At 71.4% G+C, this 17,785-nt stretch carries 13 protein-coding genes; 6 read left to right on the top strand and 7 right to left on the bottom strand.

Annotation, left to right across the window (positions count from 1 at the left end):
* Nucleotides 1-10 precede the first annotated feature (10 nt).
* Together CHC05_RS06075 and CHC05_RS06070 are read right to left on the bottom strand one after the other, a co-directional pair.
* Complete coding sequence (locus tag CHC05_RS06075) at nucleotides 11-3,058, bottom strand: AAA domain-containing protein (RefSeq protein WP_144022491.1); 3,048 nt, start codon at nucleotides 3,056-3,058, stop codon at nucleotides 11-13.
* Entirely contained in the window at nucleotides 2,997-5,969 is a 2,973-nt protein-coding gene (locus tag CHC05_RS06070; protein ID WP_089245536.1) for a DUF4011 domain-containing protein, read from the bottom strand. Before CHC05_RS06070 ends, CHC05_RS06075 begins: the two co-directional genes overlap by 62 nt.
* Before the next feature lie 221 nt (nucleotides 5,970-6,190).
* Here CHC05_RS06070 and CHC05_RS06065 point away from each other — a divergent pair, with 221 nt between their 5' ends.
* The 6 genes from CHC05_RS06065 to CHC05_RS06040 all read left to right on the top strand — a co-directional run bounded on the left by CHC05_RS06065 (nucleotide 6,191) and on the right by CHC05_RS06040 (nucleotide 14,210).
* Complete coding sequence (locus CHC05_RS06065; protein WP_089245534.1) at nucleotides 6,191-6,889, top strand: hypothetical protein; 699 nt, start codon at nucleotides 6,191-6,193, stop codon at nucleotides 6,887-6,889.
* Nucleotides 6,890-6,947: 58 nt separating this feature from the next.
* Nucleotides 6,948-8,843, top strand: a complete 1,896-nt coding sequence (locus CHC05_RS06060; RefSeq protein ID WP_179266067.1) for a sensor histidine kinase — start codon at nucleotides 6,948-6,950, stop codon at nucleotides 8,841-8,843.
* Nucleotides 8,840-9,478, top strand: coding sequence for a response regulator transcription factor (locus CHC05_RS06055; RefSeq protein ID WP_179266066.1), 639 nt, complete (start codon nucleotides 8,840-8,842; stop codon nucleotides 9,476-9,478). Before CHC05_RS06060 ends, CHC05_RS06055 begins: the two co-directional genes overlap by 4 nt.
* Before the next feature lie 21 nt (nucleotides 9,479-9,499).
* Nucleotides 9,500-10,327 carry a hypothetical protein gene (locus tag CHC05_RS06050; RefSeq protein WP_144022490.1) on the top strand — a complete coding sequence of 276 codons (828 nt, stop codon included), beginning with the start codon at nucleotides 9,500-9,502 and terminating at the stop codon, nucleotides 10,325-10,327.
* Between the two features lie 129 nt (nucleotides 10,328-10,456).
* A complete protein-coding gene (locus CHC05_RS06045) occupies nucleotides 10,457-10,852 on the top strand; it encodes an MmcQ/YjbR family DNA-binding protein (protein WP_218824453.1) in 396 nt (131 codons plus the stop codon).
* 175 nt (nucleotides 10,853-11,027) lie between these two features.
* A complete protein-coding gene (locus CHC05_RS06040) occupies nucleotides 11,028-14,210 on the top strand; it encodes an AfsR/SARP family transcriptional regulator (RefSeq protein ID WP_179266065.1) in 3,183 nt (1,060 codons plus the stop codon).
* Here CHC05_RS06040 and rfbB read toward each other — a convergent pair.
* The 5 genes from rfbB to CHC05_RS06015 form a co-directional block, all read right to left on the bottom strand.
* Nucleotides 14,207-15,178 (bottom strand): dTDP-glucose 4,6-dehydratase, encoded by a 972-nt coding sequence (gene rfbB, locus CHC05_RS06035; RefSeq protein WP_089245524.1) that lies wholly within the window; start codon nucleotides 15,176-15,178, stop codon nucleotides 14,207-14,209. The two genes, CHC05_RS06040 and rfbB, sit on opposite strands and share 4 nt — an antisense overlap.
* A gap of 11 nt (nucleotides 15,179-15,189) precedes the next feature.
* Nucleotides 15,190-15,939 (bottom strand): GntR family transcriptional regulator, encoded by a 750-nt coding sequence (locus tag CHC05_RS06030; RefSeq protein WP_089245522.1) that lies wholly within the window; start codon nucleotides 15,937-15,939, stop codon nucleotides 15,190-15,192.
* A gap of 120 nt (nucleotides 15,940-16,059) precedes the next feature.
* A complete protein-coding gene (locus CHC05_RS06025; protein ID WP_089245520.1) occupies nucleotides 16,060-16,335 on the bottom strand; it encodes an EAL domain-containing protein in 276 nt (91 codons plus the stop codon).
* Between the two features lie 89 nt (nucleotides 16,336-16,424).
* Nucleotides 16,425-17,252 (bottom strand): hypothetical protein, encoded by an 828-nt coding sequence (locus CHC05_RS06020; RefSeq protein WP_089245518.1) that lies wholly within the window; start codon nucleotides 17,250-17,252, stop codon nucleotides 16,425-16,427.
* A gap of 20 nt (nucleotides 17,253-17,272) precedes the next feature.
* Complete coding sequence (locus CHC05_RS06015; protein ID WP_218824452.1) at nucleotides 17,273-17,683, bottom strand: MmcQ/YjbR family DNA-binding protein; 411 nt, start codon at nucleotides 17,681-17,683, stop codon at nucleotides 17,273-17,275.
* Nucleotides 17,684-17,785 lie beyond the last annotated feature (102 nt).

Below are 17,785 nucleotides of genomic sequence, written 5' to 3'. Positions count from 1 at the left end.
CCGGCACCGGTCACGTCGTCGGGCCCAACCGGTAGCGGCCGTCGGGGTCGCGGGCTATCCGCCCCCGCTCCTGACCGAACTCGAGGCCGTACCGCAAGCGGCTCTCGATCTTCTCGGTCAGCCGACGGTAGCCGAGCCGCTCGAGGGTCGCGCGCAGCAGATCCTGCTCGGCCCGTCGAGCGGATGCCAGCGCGTGACACACGGCGTTGACGATCTCTTCGGGTGCGATCTCGTCGAAGTCGCGGTCCGAGCTGTTGCGGGCCCGACGGAAGCCGCGCCAAGCCTCCGGATCCAATGTGGATGGCCAAGCGAACGTGCCGATCGGGTGTACCCGCAGCGTCCCCGGATCGACCAGGGCCAGCACCGAGGCCCGGCGGTCCGCGTTCGTCTTGTGCAGGTCGAAACACTTGAGGGTGAGCCGGGCCAGCCGGTGTTGCTCGACAGGGCCCTCGGTGGCGATCACCTCACGCAGGACGGCTCGGACGGCCGCTTGCACCCGCGCGCTGCTTCGCACAACGTCCAGGTCGGTCGTGTCACCCACCAGTGTCGGCTCGTACGGCTGGAAAGACATGGGTTCGACCGCGACCTCTGCGGGCGACTGAGTCGGGGTCGGCCCGCGCCGCTCGCTGACGATCGCGCGCACCTGCTCGCCGCTGAACGGGTCGGCTACGGGCGTGCTGGGTTCCGGCTGCTCCTCGGCTGCCGCTGCCTCCAAGGCAGCCCGGGCCGCCGCGGCCAGCTGTGCCTCGGCGGCCGTCCGCGCCTCCGCGGCCGCCCGGGCCTGCGCACCCACCGCGCGCTCGACCGCGGCGTCGACACGGTCGAGAATCGCGGCCCGGTCGCGGACCCACGCCGGCAGCCAGAAGCGCACCAGCTCCGGCCAACCCATGATGCCGCGCAGGTACGCGGGCGCGCTGTCGCGATCAGCGACGGTCGGGCGGGCGCTCCACTGCGGCCCATCGAGGATGACCGCGACCTGCCAACGCGGGGCGCCGGGGACGCGCACCGCGATGTCGACCGTGAAGTCGGACAGGCCGTGCCCGGTGATCACCTCGTGGCCACGCGTCCGGATCGCGGCGGCGACCTCTTCCCTGATCCGGTCCCGGCGCTGCCGGCGGGTCGACGACAGGTCACCCAGCCGGTCCACGCCGGACGCGGCCAGCTCGCAGTACGCCCGTAGATGGCGGGTGCCGATCGCCGTGGTCCTGGCGAGGTCGATGTCGCCGGGGTCGAACGACGAGAACAGCACGACCTGCCTGCGCGCCCGCGTGATGGCGACGTTAAGCCGTCGTTCGCCACCGGTCTGGCTGAGCGGACCGAAGTTGAGCGGCAACTTGCCCGTCTCCGGATTAGTGGAGAAGGCCAGCGAGAACAGGATCACGTCCCGCTCGTCGCCCTGCACGTTCTCGAGGTTCTTGACGAAGATGGGTTCGGTCTCGTCCTCGGACATGCGCTCCCGCACGAGCGGGTCCGTGCTGTCCTCGAGCAGGTCGAGGATGAGGTCGCGTTGCTGCACGTTGAAGGTCACGACGCCGATCGAGTCGGCGCGGGTCGCTGGTTCCCGCAGCCGGCGCACGATCTCCGCCACGACCTCCCGCGCCTCCACCGCGTTGGTGCGCGACTCACCTCGGTCGAACTGACCGTCGACGCGGCGCCAGCGCACACCGGCATCAGGATCGGCACCCGGCGAGGGAAGGCTCGAAAGCTTGTTGTCGTAGTAGTAGCGGTTGGAGAACGCGATCAGCGACTCGTCCCTACTCCGGTAGTGCCACGAGAGCCACCGCTGGGGCAGGCCGGACTCGACTGCCTCGCTCAGGATGCTGTCGAGGTCCTCGGGCACCGGACCGCTGTCGGGTGCGTCCTCCTCCTCTCCGTGGGAAGCCTGCATGACGGTGGTGGGCGGCATCTGCTTCGAGTCGCCGACCACCACCACCGAGGTGCCGCGCCCCATCGCGCCGATAGCCTCCGCCACCCGGATCTGCGACGCCTCGTCGAACACGACCAGGTCGAATCTGGCGGCGTCCGGCGCGAGGAAGTGCCCGGCCGAGGCCGGGCTGACCAGCACGCAGGGCGTCAGCGCGAGGACAATATCGGGGTAGGACTGGAACAGCTCCCGGAATGACCTGCCGCCCCGCTTGCGACGCAGTTCGGCGGTGAAGTCCGCGACGCGCCCACGACGTTCGTGCGGATTGAACGGCCGTCGCCGCACGAGGACCGACGGCAGGTGCTCCGGAAGCGCGGCACGAAGCCGGGCGGCGACCGTCTCGAACTGGTCGATGTGGGTGTCGTGCAACTGCGCGTCGAAGTACTCGACCTCACCGGCCCGCAGGCGTTCCGCGAGGGCCGTGGTCGCGACGCCGCGCCGGTACGCCTCCTCGGCCTCGTCAGGATCGATCACGCCACGCAGCAACTGCGTGCGGAACTCGGTCAACCCGGCCTCGGCGAGAACATCGGCGTGCGCGAGTGCGGCACCCCATCGTTGCACCGGAAGCAGACCGTCGGTTTTGAGTGCCGCGAGCCAGCTCGAGCCGTCTCGCTGCCAGGCCTCGTGCCAGCCGGATTCGCCCGCCCAGAAGGCGAACTCGGCGGGGCCGCAGTGCAGAGCGCCGCGCCACGCCTGCCATCCAGAGCGCAGCCGCTCCAGCAGTTCGAGGTCGGCGGGGCCGAATCCGGCTTCGAAGAGAGCCCACATCGCCGGATGCTCGCGCAGCAGAACCCGGCTGATCTCGGTTGCTTCACAGGCCTGGTGCAGCTGACGCTCCGCGTCCGGTGCCGTGGGCAGCCAACCGGCGGGCAGCCGAAGACCGCCGATGGCGCCGAGCTGCTGGTAGAGCGCACTCGCGTGACCCCGCGCCGCGACGAGCCGATCGAGAGTCCATTGTAGGTTCTCGGCCAGCACGGACGCGGCCGGTGCGAGCTGAGGCCGCAGCTTGTCGGCCACCTTCTCCAGCGCCTTGCGTTTGTTCAGCAGGCGCTTACCTGCCTGGTGCGCCTCGTCACGCCAGCTGTCCAGCTCCAGGGAACTGAAAAACCTCGGGCCGGAACGTGATGAACTCACCGGCGTACTCGCGCCGGAATCCGGCCAGGCTCGACACGTACCCGACGATCGCGTCGTCCCAGCCTGAGCCGGTCGCCCGCACGGTGGTGGGGCGGTCCGGCAACGCGCCACGGACAGCCAGGCGAGCGGCTGGCAGAAATCGCGCGACGTCTTCCGGGTTCGGCAGCTCCCGCACGAGCACGGCCAGCGCGGGCCGGTCACGCAGGCCGGTCCGCGTTTCTTCGAGATCCCGACCTAGCTGCACGAGCGCGTCGGGATGCAGTCCGTCGACGCTGCGGCGACCGCTGATCGCCCATGGATGGTCCCACCGCAGGCGCGCTGAGTGGCCCACCGCCGGGAACGAGCGCAGGTTTCGTTCCACCCGTTCGCGCAGCTCCTCCGCGACTGCGAGGTGGGGAACGGGCACCGCGGCGGTGATGCCTTCGCCGTAGGCGAGGGTGGCCTCGTACGCCGACCATGCGGTCATCCCGGCCCCGTTGGCCGAGTGAATCCGTCCCGGGTACGCCGACAACGGCGCCAGTCGGGAGCGATAGCCGGTCTCCACCGCGGTCCAGGTGGCGTCGTCGCCGGTGTCGTCCTGCTCCAACGCGTCGCGGAGCTGCTGTCGGATCGCATTGAGCGACTGCTTGCGACCGTGCAGGTCGAGCGCGAAGGAGTCCAGGCCGATCTGACCCAGACGCCGCTTCACCACATCGAGCGCGGCCTGCTTCTCCGCGACGAAGAGCACCGATTTTCCGGTCGTGACCGCCCGGGCGATCAGATTGGTGATCGTCTGCGACTTCCCGGTGCCCGGCGGACCTTCGAGAACGAAGGAATGACCTCGCTCAGCCAGCAGAATCGCCTGCATCTGCGAACCGTCGGCGGGGATGGGCAGGTGCAGGGCGCCTTCGTCGACCGGCGGATCCACGTCGTCACCGGCCGGATCGTCGAACGTGGCACCGGTGGTCTTCACCAGGTGGTTGACCACCGGGTTGGCGATGAAGGTCTGCCAGTGGTCGGTCAGGTCTCGCCACATCTGGAACGTGGAGAATTGCAAGAGCCGCAGGCTCGCCGTTTCGTCGATGCGGTAGTTGAGCCGATTCTCGACGAGCTGGTCGCGGATCGCGGCGAGCGTCTTCGGGATGTCGATGCCGTGCTCGTCGCGGATCGGCCGCTCCAGCTCGGAGATCTGGACGCGATGCTTGACCCGCAACCACTCCACCAAGCAGTAGTTCGGAGACGCGATCTCCGACCCGTCGATGGCCAGCGTGTAGCCCCGCCGTCCGGTGCCGCCCTCGATCCGGACCGGGAGCAGGAACAACGGAGCGTACGCGTCGTCGCCTGTGGTCTTTGGGTGCACCAGTGTGCCGAGGGTTAGGTACAGGTAGTTGCTGCCGGTCTCCTGCTCCATCGTGCGGGCGTCGCGTTGCAGACCGCGCATGGCGTTCCGGTAGCGCTGGGCGAGCACGTTGCCGTAGATGCGCTTGTCCGCCCGGAGCTCCCGGGTCAACATCTCCGGATCGAGGTCCTGCGCACGCCGGGCGCCGGCCAGCTCGTGGACGTGACTGAAGTCGTCCTGCGGCACGATCTCCAGCCGTTTGCCGCTGTGCACCAGGTCGTCGAGGCTCGCGAGCGCGCCGGCCGGCACGTGCAGATCCAGACCCTTGCCGCGCTTCGGCAGGTTGAGCAACGGGTTGCGCAGGCTCAGGTCGAGCAACGACCGCTTCCACCGCTGTACGCGCGCCGGCGACTCGTCGACCTGCTGCGGCGCGTCGTCGCCGGCGCGCTCGCGCTGCTCCAGCCGGAGCCTGGCGACCCCCGACGGCAGGTCGATCGAGCCCTGGCCGGCCACCGCGCGGCCGGTCGATACGGTGGGCTGCGCGGCTGTCTCGTCAGCCGACGGCATCGGCCGAATACCCGATCGGTGGGCCAGGTACACGTCGACCACGCCGAGCAGGTCGGCGGCCACACGGAAATGGCCCACCCCCGCCTCGACCGCAGCACCGAAGTCGAACGACTCGGCGCCGGGGCCGATCCCCGTCAGCTCGACCGGGACCGCTTTGCCGGACTCGACCATCGACACGAGCAGGTTTCCCTCGGTGACCACGGTCGAGTCCAAGCGGTCCTCGTCGAGGTGGAAGCCCGCGAAGGCGTGTCCCCGGGTCAGCCAGATCAACGGGCGAAGGCCGGCCTGCTCGAGACACGCCGCGTAGGTGACGGAGAGGTCCACGCAGTTGCCGAGCCGGCCGTCGAGAACACCGGCGGTCGTGCGGACCTTCTGCCCGGTGTTCTCGAACGACGCCGGAAGGCCCTGATAGTGGATCCCGATGCCGCGAAGGGCCTCGTACACCGCCCCGGCGATCCGCGCGGCGCGCTCCGGACCGGCCTGGTAGCCCTGGAGTGAGCCGGAACCGGTCCGGTCGAGAAGGATCTGCGCCGCCGACCGCAGGACGGCGGCCACCGCCTCGGTGTTCGGCTGCACGAACGCCGCGAGCGAGTCGTACAGCGCTGGGCTGTTGAACCACTCGTTGTGCGCCAGCACCGACGAGGGTGCCGACAACCGGACATCCGGCCGAGTCGGCTGGCTCACCGTCAACACGTAGTCGACCGGGAAGGCCTCGTCCGTGCCGCGCAGCCGCGCCATCCCCGGCCCGAACCCAGCGAAGTCGTCCCAGGCGATCTCCGCGCCCGGCCGCACGGGCACGGTGACGGAGCGTTCCCATGCCTCGCCGAGGGCACCGTCCGGGCCGTGTAGTTCCAGTCGCAGGTCAACGTCGCGCAGCGGTGCCTCGGTGCGATTGGTCAGAGCCACGTGGCGTACCAGCGGCACCCGGTTGTGCACCAGGGCGTAGTTGATGGCCGGTTGGACGAGCAGCTCGACCCGCAGCTCGCCGTCCTCGACCTCGAACCGCTCGAACACGCTGTATGGCATACCAATCCCTTCTGCCGCCCGGGGCAGGCACAGAACTACCAAGTCTCGCGTAGCCGCGCCCCGTTTCACCTCACCCATCCCGGTGACGGCGACCGAGGTTTGTTCATGATCACCGCACCGTCCGGCGTTTTCCCGGCCGTCCCGGGACCGGTGACTCTGCCGCCCGGGTCAAGGCGTGTCGGACGCTCGTGTCCACAAACCCCCAACGAAGGGACACGGCCGTGGACACCCGCAGACTCTCCCGCTTCACCGGCGCCGCCGTTCTGGTGCTCGGCCCGCTCGGGCTGATCGCCGGCACGTTGACCGAGCCGCATTTCGATCAGGACGCGCCCGCGGTCGACCAGCTTGCCGAGGTCTCCGGCACCGCGGTTCCGGCCGCCGCCGGGCGTACCCTCGTCGCGCTGTTGATCCTGCTCATGCCTGTCGCCGTGCTGTTCGCGGCGCGGCTTGCCCGGCGCGGCGCACCCCGCCTCGCGGCGATCGGCGGCACGCTCTCGTTTCTGGCGTGGTCGGCCGGGATCGCCAGCATCGGCGGTGTCGAGGCCGCCTACTGGTACGGGTCGCGGCTCGAGGACCGGGCCACCGTCGCGGCGCTGCTCGACGCGGTCAGCGCCGACGCCGTCTACAACACCCAACTGCTGGTGTTCGTGCTCGGCCATCTGATCGGCATGCTGGTCCTCGGCATCGGACTGTGGCGGTCGCGCGCCGTGCCGGCCTGGGTGGGCATCCTGTTCGGGCTGAGCCCGTTCCTGCACGCGGTCGCGATGGGCCTGGGTCCGGCCGTCGACGCGGTCGCCTACGGCCTGCTGCTGGTCGCGACGGCCGGTTGCGCGGTGACCCTGTGGCGCATGCCGGACGCCGAGTGGGACCTGCCGGCCCGCACCGCGGTGACGCCGGCGCCCGAACGGGTGGCGGCCTGACATGAGCACCGATCGGGCCGATTCCGTGGCCGGGCCGGGCGCCGGACAATCGGTGTCGATGGGCCGTGCGTGGATCAGCCGGGCGGCGGTCGTGGTGGCGGTGGCCGCCGCGGCCGCCGGTGTGCTGCTCGCCGCGCGTGGCCCCGTCCCGCCGTTGGACGCCTGGTTGACCGCCAGCGCCGCGCTCTACCTGCCGGTGGCCCTCGTGGGTGCGGCGATGGCCCGCCGCGCGCCGGCCAACCCCGTCGGCTGGATCTTCCTGGTCTCGGCCGTCGCCCTCCCGGTAGGCAACCTGCTGCACCTGATCGGCGGCTTGGCCAACGAGCTCGTCTACTCGGCGCTCTTCGTGCTCGGCGTCCCACTGGCCGCGCTGTTCGGCGTGCTGCTGTTCCCCGACGGCCGGCTCGGCTCGCGTCGGCGGCGGGTGCTCGCGTGGACGTACGGCGTCGCCCTGGCTCTGCTCCTGGTCTATGCCGTCGCCTCGCCGACGGTGCTCGACTCGGACACACCCAACCCGCTGTCGCTGGGCTCGTGGGTCTCCGCGCTCCTGATCGTCGTGCTGCTGCTGGGCCCGCTGATCGCGCTGGCCGCCTGGGCGTTGCTGCGCAAGGCCCGGGCGACCGGCGGCGACCAGGGCGCGGCGATGCGGCTGGCGGCGTACGCCGGATTCGGTTGTTCGGCAACGTTCTTCGCCTGCCTGGCCGTCGGCATGACCACCGGCGACACCGAGCAGATCTCGGTGCTGGAGAACTGCGGCCCGGTCGTGCTCGGGATCGCCGCCTGGGTCGGCATCGTGCGCTACGGCCTCTTCGACACGCGGGTCGTGGTCAGCCGCGCGCTCGTCTACGGGCTGCTGACCGCGGTGGTGCTGGCGGTCTATCTCGTGACCGCGTTCCTGATCGGCCAGCTCTGGGGCGGCGCGGTGGCCACCGCCGTCGCCGTGCTCGCCGCGCTCCCCCTGCGCGACGCGTTGCAAAGACGGATCAACCATCTCGTGTACGGCCTGCGCGACGAGCCCGCGTTCGCCCTGGCCCGGCTCGGCGAGCGCCTGGACGCGGCCGGAGCTCCGGTCGACGCCCTCGCCGCCGCGGCCCGGGTGGTGGCTGACGCCCTGCGACTGTCCTATGTGGTAATCGAGGTGTCCGGCGTCCCGGTGGCGACCCACGGTCGGCGCGGCCCGGAGCCGGTTCGCGAGCTGCCCCTGCTGTTCGCCGGCGAGACGATCGGCCGGTTGGTGTTGCAGAGCCGGCATCCGGAGTTCACCCGGGCCGACGAGGCGTTGCTGGCCAACCTGGCGCGGCAGGTGGCGGTGGTGGCGCACGCGGTGACGCTGGCCGACGCGCTGCGGCAGTCCCGGGAACGGCTGGTCACCGCCCGCGAGGAGGAACGCCGCCGGCTCCGTCGCGACCTGCACGACGGCCTGGGCCCGACGCTGGCCGGCATCGCGCTGGGCATCGACACGGTCCGCCGCGCCCTGCCCGGCGGCGCCTCCGCGGCCCACCTGGACGTACTCCGCGGCGAGGCCCAACGCGCGGTGACCGACATCCGGCGGATCGTGTACGACCTCCGCCCACCGGTCCTCGACGAGCTCGGCCTGGCCGGCGCGGTCCGCGAACATTCTCTGCGGCTGGGTTGCGCCACGGTCTCGGTGCCGGACCTGCCACCCTTGCCGGCGGCGGTGGAGGTGGCCGCGTACCGGATCGTCCTGGAAGCCCTGGCCAACGCCAGCCGCCACGCGCCCGGCGCGCCGATCACGGTCACGGTCTCGTCGGCGGACCGCCTGGTGCTGCGCATCGCCGACGAGGGGGCCGGCATCCCGGCGGGCTACCGCGCCGGCGTCGGCATCGCGTCGATGCGCGAACGGGCGGCCGAGGTGGGCGGCTCGTTCGAGATCGGCCCGGGTGCCGGGGGCGGCACGCTGGTGGTCGCGGACCTCCCGCTGACGGCGCCATGATCCGCGTCGTGGTCGCCGACGACCATCCGCTGTTCCGCGAGGGCCTGCGCGCCCTGATCCAGGACGCCCCGGGCCTGACCCTGGCGGGCGTGGCCGGCGACGGCGACGCGGTGGTCGCGGTGGCGCTGGCGGAGCGCCCGGACGTAGTCCTGATGGACCTACGCATGCCGGGCCTCAGCGGCGTCGAGGCCACCCGCCTCATCCTGCGCACCGCACCGTCGACGGCCATCCTCGTGGTCACGATGGTCGACGAGGACGACTCGGTCTTCGCGGCGATGCGCGCGGGCGCCCGCGGCTACGTCTTGAAGGGCGCGGACCCGACGGAGATCCTGCGCGCGATCCAGGCGGTCGCCAACGGCGAAGCCATCTTCGGCCCGGCCATCGCGGCCCGCCTGACCCGCTTCTTCGTCCCGGCCGCTGGGGTTGCCACGCCGTTCCCCGAGCTCACCACGCGGGAACGCGAGATCCTGACCCTGATGGCGACGGGCGCCCCGAACGCGACGATCGCGAGCCGGCTGGGCCTGACCGAGAAAACGGTCCGCAACAACGTCTCGAACGTCTTCGCCAAACTCCGGGTGGCAGACCGCGCGGCGGCCGTAGCCCGAGCCCGCGACGCGGGCCTCGGCCAGCCCTGACCCGTGCCAGAATTCCGCACGATGTCAGAGACGTACGACGTGTCGCCGCAGTCCCTGCGCGGGCTCATGGAGACCTACTGGGGACCGCGAGGCTGGCGGACGCCGAGCCGGCTGCCGGAGACACCGGCGGTCGAGCGCGCCATCGCGGCCGGCTTGATGTTCGCGGAGCCTTGGACGACGAGCCATGACGACCTCGTGGACCGCGCGGTCCGGGCCGCCGCCGCACTGTCCGCCGACGACGTCGGTCAGGCTTTCCTGGCGAGTCTGACCAGCCGCAGGCTCGACCTTCGATCCGCGCTCGGCAGCTACGCGGTGGCCCGGTTGCTGCCGTCCCACGCGTTCCAAGACCCGTTCGCCGGCGATCCGTGCCACATCTGCGGCCTTTATCCGGGCAAGCGGACGGTGGACGTGAACGTCTTGAACTTCGAGCGGTTCAAGTGGGGCGGGGTGCGCCGCGACGACCTCGAATACCTAGCGTTCGATCTGGAGCAGTTCACCCGCGCACCCAAACTCTCGCCCACCAGCGCGGACATCGAAGTAGGGAAGCACCTTCTCGAAGTCCTGAGAACCAGCACCGCCAAGACCACGTCCACGTCGGTGCTTCCCGCGCTGCGGATGGTGCCGGGAAACAAGGACGAACGCAGCGCGCTCGTGGAAATCCTCGGCGCGTGCGGCGTTCTGGAGACGCCCGACCACCACGGCTACGCCGAGAGCTACCTACCGTCCGACCAGCGCGAGCTGCCGGTGCGCCACCACGTCGACACCGCGTACCCCGCCTGCTGGTGGACCGGCGCCGACGGCGTCAACGATGCCAACCTCGCCCTGTTCCTGCCCCAACTCGCCACGTAGGGCCGCCGGAAGCCCGGCGGCTTCCAGCAGGTTCTGGTCGAGGTCGAGCAGCTCGCCCTGACGGAGTGGCCAGGGACCGCGTTCGGCGTAGCCCGTGACGCGGGCCTTGGGTGTGCTTACCTTCTTGGTGTGGCACACCCCATCATGTTCGATGAGGCCGATCCGGTGCTCGGCCGGGTGCGGGCGCTCGCGCTGGCCTTTCCGGACGCGGGCGAGAAGATCTCGCACGGTCGTCCCGCTTTCTTCACGACCAAGGTCTTCGCCTACTACGGGGGATCGGTGAAGGTCGAGGGCGCGTACCAGCAGCATGATCGTTCGGTTCTCGTGCTGGTCGATCCCGACGAGCGCACGGCGCTGCTGGCGGACAGCCGTTGCTACGTGCCGGCCTACCTCGGCGCCTACGGGTGGATCGGCGTAGACGTTGCCGATGACAGCGACTGGGATGAGATCAACGAACTGCTCGACGCGAGCTACCGGCGCACCGCCGGGCCCCGCAGGGTCGCCGTCCTCGACGCTCGGACCTGATCTTGATCGGGTGCGGGTCGCGACGAAGCGGCACCGCCCCCACAAGTCGGTGCCGCTTTGCGGTGAGTCGCGACGCTCGCCGCCCCCGTTGGGACCAGATTGGCGCACCGCGCATACCGGATCACTTACCGCCTGGGGTTTCGTCCGGTTGTGCAGCTCTATAAGGTCGGTCGGCGTGGAGTTTCGCCTGCTCGGTCCGGTCGAGGTCAGCGCTTGTGGGGGTCGTGTCGGGATCGGGCGGCGGCAGGAGCGGTGGGTTCTGGCCATCCTGCTGCTCGAGGCCGGTCAGGGCGTGCCCGTCGGCCGGTTGGTCGAGCTGATCTGGGAGGGCGAGCCGCCGCGTGGGGCGCGCGGGGTCGTGCAGACCTACATCTCCCGGTTGCGGGCCCTGCTCGGCGACGATGCCCGGATCGAGCTGGCCAACGGCTCCTACCGGATCGACGTCGACCCGAAGATGGTCGACGCGCACCGGTTCACCGCGCTGGTGGCCGAGGCCCGGGAGAGCGACGACCCGCACCACCGCGGCGAGCTGCTCCGCGACGCCCTCGCGCTCTGGCGGGGGCCGGCACTCGAAGACGTCGGACCCGGGCGGGAGCGGCTCGCCGCCCGGTTGGAGGAGGCCCGCCGGACCGCGCTCGACCTGCGGATCGCGGCCGACCTCGAGGCCGGGCGGCACGGCGAGCTGGTCGGTGAGCTGACCGAGCTGTGTGCCGCCGCGCCGCTGGACGAGCGGTTCGCCGGGCAGCTGATGACCGCTTTGTTCCGGGACGGGCGCCGGTCCGACGCGCTCGCCGCGTACGGGCGGATCCGTGATCGGGTTCGTGACGAGCTCGGCCTGGAGCCCGGCGAGGAGCTGCGCCAGCTGCACACCCGGATCCTGCGGGACGACCCGGCGCTGCGCCCGGCGCCGGCCGGCAAGCTGCCCGCGCAGCTTCCGGCCGCCGTGCCCGATTTCGTCGGGCGAGCCGCCTTGCTCGACCAGCTCGACGAGTTGCTGCGCGACGGCCGCACGACCGTGGTCGTCTCGGCGATCGACGGCGCCGGCGGGGTCGGCAAGACCGCGCTCGCCGTCCGCTGGGGGCACCGGGTCGCTGACCGGTTCCCGGACGGGCAGCTCTTCGTCAACCTTCGGGGGTACGAGACCGCGCCTCCCGTGCGGCCCATCGACGTGCTGGCCCGGTTCCTGCGCGCGCTCGGCGTACCCGGTGATCGCATTCCCCCGGACCCCGACGAGGCCGGCGCCCTGTTCCGCAGCGAGCTCGCCGGGCGGCGGGTGCTGATCGTGCTCGACAACGCCGCCACCGCCGAGCAGGTTCGCCCGCTGTTGCCCGGGGCGCCGGGCTGCGTGGTCGTGGTGACCAGCCGGGCTCAGCTCGGCGGGCTGACCGCCAGCCACGGCGCCCGGCGGCTCACCGTCGACCTGCTCACCGAGCCCGAGGCCTTGTCGCTGCTGAGCACGATCATCGGCGCCCGGCGGGTCGACGCCGAGCCGGCCGCCGCGACCGAGCTCGTGCGGGCCTGCGGCCTCCTGCCGCTCGCCGTGCGGATCGCGGCCGCGCAGCTCGACGCCGCGGGCTCGGCGAGCACGCTCGGCGACTATCTCCGCCTGCTCGACAAGGGCCCGCTCGACCGTCTGACGATCGAGGGCGACGAGCTGTCCGGTGTACGGAACACCTTCCGCGCCTCCTACGAACGCCTCGGCCCGCCGGAACGTGAGGTGTTCCGGCTGCTCGGCGCCGTGCCGGGCACCGACGTGGACGCCGCCGGGGCCGCCGCGCTCGTGGGCCTGTCCCGGGCGGAGGCCGCCGGCGCGCTCGACGGCCTGCGCAAGGCGCACCTGGTCACCACGCCGCGGCCGGGCCGGTTCGGCCTGCACGACCTGCTCCGCGCGTACGCGCGTGAGCTGACCGGCCCCGACGAAGCGGATGCGGCGGTCGGGCGCCTGCACGCCCACTACCTGGCGACCGCCGACGCGGCGGCGCGGCGGCTCTACCCGCACATGATCCGGCTTCCGCAGGGCGAGCTGCCGGCCGTGGCCGGCTTCGAGACGAACCCGGCCGCGCTGGCCTGGCTGGACGCCGAGCATCGCAACCTGCTCGCCGCGATCGGGCACGCCGCCACCGCCGGCCCGCCGCAGGTGTCCTGGCAGCTCACCGACGCCCTGCGCGGCTACTTCTGGCAGACCAGCCACACCGTCGACTGGCTCGCCGCGGTCAACGCCAGCCTCGCCGCCGCCGAGGCGGAGGGCGACCTGCAGGCCCAGGCCGCGATGCGCACCAGCATCGCGCTGGCCCGGCAGAGCCAGTTGGACCTGGCCGGGGCGGCGGCCGAGTTCGAGGCGGCCGCCGACCTCTCCGCCCAGGCCGGCTGGTCGCGCGGGCAGGCCGCGGCGGCCGGCAACCTCGGCGTGGTCCGCAAGAACCTGGGCGACTTCGCGGGTTCGGCGCGCAGCAGCGAGCGGGCGCTGGAGCTGCACCGGGCCGACGGCTACCGGCCCGGTGAGGCCAGCACGCTGATCACCCTCGGCGGGCTCTACCACGATCTCGGCGAGCTGCGCCGCGCCGCCGACTACTGCGTGACGGCGCTGGCCATGCACGAGGAGATCGGCTCGTCGATCGGGCAGCTGATCGCGCTGAACAACCTCGGCGCGGTCGAGCACCTGCTCGGCGAGCCGACCGCCGCCGACCGGTTCCGGGCCGCGATGGAGCTCCAGGCCGACGTGGCGAAGGTCTACTCGCAGGCCCACCTGCTCAGCGGGCTGGCGGCTGTGCAACGCGACCGGGGTGAGCTGGCCGAGGCCCTGGCCAACGCCGAGGCGGCCCTGGTCAAGGCCCGGGAGGCGGCCGACCCGATGGTCGAGGGCGACATCCTCTCGCTGCTCGGCACCGTGCACCACTGGCGCGGCGACCCGGAGCGCGCCATCGAGGAGCACCGACGCGGGCTGGCCATGCTGGGTGCCGGCAGCGAGTACGTGCGTACCCGGACCAACATCGGCCTCGCCGCGGCGTTGCGTGACACCGGCGACCTGGCTTCGGCGACCACGATCGCCACGGACGCGCTGGCGGACGCGTGGCGCGCCGGCCACCGGGTGCCGGCCGGAAACGCGCACCTCCTGCTCGGCAGCATCCACCTGCGCAACGGCGACATCGACGGGGCTGTCGACAGTGGACAGCGCGCGCTCACCCTGCACCGCCAGACCGGCCACCGGCTGGGCGAGGCGCGCTCCCTGCGACTGCTCGGCGACATCGCCCGCGCGAACGGCCTGGGCACGATCGCCCGCGAACAGTGGCACGCCGCGCTGGCGCTGCTCTCGGAACTCGGGAGCGGGGAAATCGCCGACGTGTTGAAGCGGAACTAGGCCCAGGCGCCCTCGTTGACTGCGGCGCGGTCCAGCAACGGCTCCCACCACGCGCGGTTCTCTTCGTACCAGGTGATGGTCTTGGTCAGGCCCTGCTCGAAGTCTATCGTCGGCTGCCAGCCGAGCTCACTGCGGATCAGGGTCGAGTCGAGCAGGTAGCGGCGGTCGTGGCCCGGTCGGTCCGGCACCGTCTCGATCAGGTCGCGGGGAAGGCCCAGTCGGTCCAAGATGGACACCGCCAGGTCCGCGACGCTTGCCTCGACACCCGATCCCACGTGGTACGTCGCACCCAGCCGGCCGTCGTGCAGCACCCGGTCGATCGCCGCGCAGTGGTCGTCGACGTGCAGCCATTCGCGGCGGTTGGCGCTGGAGCGGTAGACCGGCAGCGGGAGGCCGCGCAACGCCCGGGTGGTGAAGAGCGGGATCACCTTCTCCGGGAACTGGTACGGCCCGTAGTTGTTGGCGCAGACCGTGATGGTGACGGGCAGCCCGTACGTCTCGTGGTAGGCGCGCACCGCATGGTCGGCGCCGGCCTTGCTGGCGTTGTACGGGGTGCGCGGGCGGTACGGCGACTCCTCCGTGAACGCGCCGGGGTCGTCGAGCGCCAGGTCCCCGTACACCTCGCAGGTCGAGACGTGGTGGAAGCGCGCTCCGGCCCGCCGGGAGGCCTCCAGCAGGCGTTGGGTGCCGAGCACGTTGGTCGTGAAGAAGGCCTGCGGGTCCTGCACGGCCCGGCTGTTGTGGGACTCGGCGGCGAAGTTGACGACGGCGTCGACCCCGGTGAGGGCGTACGCGGCGTCGGCGATGTCGGCGTGCACGAACTCGACCCCATCCGGGACGCTGGCGCGGTTGCCGGCATAGGTGAGCGCGTCGAGCACCACGACCGTGTCGCTCGGATGGTGCCGCAGCCAGTAGCGCACGAAGTTGCTGCCGATGAACCCGGCAGCGCCGGTGACCAGCAGATGCACGAAGGTCCTCCCTATTGGACGGGCATGACGCCGGGTGGATCGGTGCCCGGGCCGCCCCGGAACTCCACCTCCAGGCGGAATCGGTGCCCGAGGTAGCGGTGCTCGGACAGGGCGAGTGGCGTGCCGTCGGCGCGCACCGCGAGCCGGCGGACCAGCAGCACGGGCGCCCCGGTGGTGGTCTCGAGACCCCGCGCGACGGACTCGGTGGCCGCGGTCGCGGCGATGCTCTGCCGCACGACGTCGATGTCGTGGCCCTGCCGGCGCAGGGTCTCCCAGACTCCGGGCTCCTCCGCGTCGGCGCGGCTGACCGGGCTGGCGAAGGCCAGCGGCACCCACTCCGTGACGACGTCGAGCGGGTTCCCGCCCGCGAGCCGGACGGCCCGCACCCGCAGCGCCTCGCCGCTGGTGCGCAGCAGGGTCGCCACGTCGGGCGGGACGGGCCGGTATTCGTAGCCGGTCACGGTGCGGGTCAGCGCGAGACCAGCGTCGGCGACCGCGGACCGGGCGTGCCGGAAGCTGCCCAGGGCCAGGGTCTGGCCGAACGAGGTGCCGGACCGCACGTACCACCCGGCGCCTTTGCGGGCGGCGATCAGGCCTTCGTCGCGCAACCGCTCGAGCGCCTTGCGCACCGTGACCCGGCTGACCTCGTGACGGCGACCAAGCTCGGCCTCGCTCTCCAGCGCACCGGAGGCCCCGAAGTCCCCGAGCGCGATGCGTTCACGCAGCTCAGCAGCGACGGCCTCGAACCGCGGACCTGTCATAGATTTGTATGCTACAGGAGCGACATCCCTACGCGGTGTACCGCGCGCTGCGTACCTCGGAGGTCTTCGCCAGCAGCTCGAACGGGGTCGTGACCGAGGCCGGGCGGGGTCCGACCCGGGTCAGCGGCTGCCGAGACCGGCGGACGGTGCGGCGGGCGAGTTCGCGCGGTCGCGGACGATAGAGCGGTCGAGCTTGACGATGTCCGGATTGATCAGTGGCATGGCAGCCACGCCGGCCGGCTCGACTCCGACGTCGTCCAGGGCGAACCACGCGTTCCGTCGGCGGGCGTCGCGCACGGCGTCCAGCAGCTTGACCGGTTGGCGCATCACGGCCTCCTCGGTCACCTCGACGACGACGTCGCGGCCCCGGGACAGTTCGGCGTAGGACCGGGCCACGTCAACTCGTGGGTGAGAACAGCGTCGAAGCCGGCTCGGTCGAGACCGTGAGCCGTCTTTCCAGGACCATTGCCGGGTGGGTAACGGCCCTACGCCGCGAGTTGGGGCAGGAACTTTGCGAGGTTGGCATCGTTGACGCCGTCGGCCCCGGTCCACCAGCAGGCGGGGTACGCGGTGTCGACGTGGTGGCGCGCCGGCAGTTCGCGTTCGTCGGACGGTATGTAGCTCTCGGCGTAGCCGGGGTGGTCGCGCGTCTCCAGAACGCCACACACACCGAGGATTTCCACGAGCGCGCTGCGTTCGTCTTTGTTTCCCGGCACCATCCGCAGCGTCGAAAGCACCGACGTGGAGGTGGTCTTGGTGCTGCTGGTTCGCAGGACTTCGAGAAGGTGCTTCCCGACTTCGATGTCCGCGCCCGTGGGATCGAGCTTCGGGGCGCGGGTGAACTGCTCCAGGTCGAAGGCCAGGTATTCGAGGTCGTCGCGGCGCACGCCACCCCACTTGAACCGTTCGAAGTTCAAGACGTTCACGTCCACCGTCCTCTTGCCCGGATAAAGGCCGCAGAGGCGGCACGGATTGCCGGCAGATGGTTCTTGGAACGGGTGGGACGGCAGCAAGCGGGCCACCGCGTAACTGCCGAGCGCGGATCGAAGGTCGAGCCTGCGGCTGGTCAGACTGGCCAGGAATGCCTGACCAACCTCCCCGGCGGACAATGCGGCCGCGGCCGCGACCGCGCGTTCGACGAGGTCGTCGTGGCCGGTCGTCCAGGGCTCCGCGAACATCACGCCGGCCGCGAGGGCGCGCTCGACGGTTGGTGTTTTAGGTAGTTTGTTGGGCGTCCGCCAGCCGTGCGGTCCCCAGTAGGTCTCCAGGAGCCCGCGCAGTGCCTGCGGCGACACGTCGTACGTCTCGGACATGGGTCGAAATTCTGGCACGGTCAGCCAGGCGGGGTTTGGCGAAGACGGTCGAGGACGGCGACCCTGCGGGGCCCGGCGGTACGCCGGTAGCTCGCGTCGAGCAGTTCGTTGATCTCATCCCAGTCGCTGTCATCGGCAACGTCTACGCCGATCCACCCGTAGGCGCCGAGGTAGGCCGGCACGTAGCAACGGCTGTCCGCCAGCAGCGCCGTGCGCTCGTCGGGATCGACCAGCACGAGCACCGAGCGATCATGCTGCTGGTACGCGCCCTCGACCTTCACCGAACCCCCGTAGTAGGCGAAGACCTTGGTCGTGAAGAAAGCGGGACGACCGTGGGAGATCTTCTCGGTCGCGTCCGGAAAGGCCAGCGCGAGCGCCCGCACCCGGCCGAGCACCGGATCGGCCTCATCGAACATGATGGGGTGTGCCACACCAAGAAGGTAAGCACACACGAAGGCCCGCGCCGCGGGCTCGGGCTACGGCGGCCGGCCACCGGGAAGCGGCGGACGTGGCCACCGACGTCGACTGGCATG

Source organism: Asanoa hainanensis (assembly GCF_900188485.1).
Classification (GTDB): Bacteria; Actinomycetota; Actinomycetes; order Mycobacteriales; family Micromonosporaceae; genus Asanoa; species Asanoa hainanensis.
This window is presented reverse-complemented; position numbering and strand designations above follow the sequence as displayed.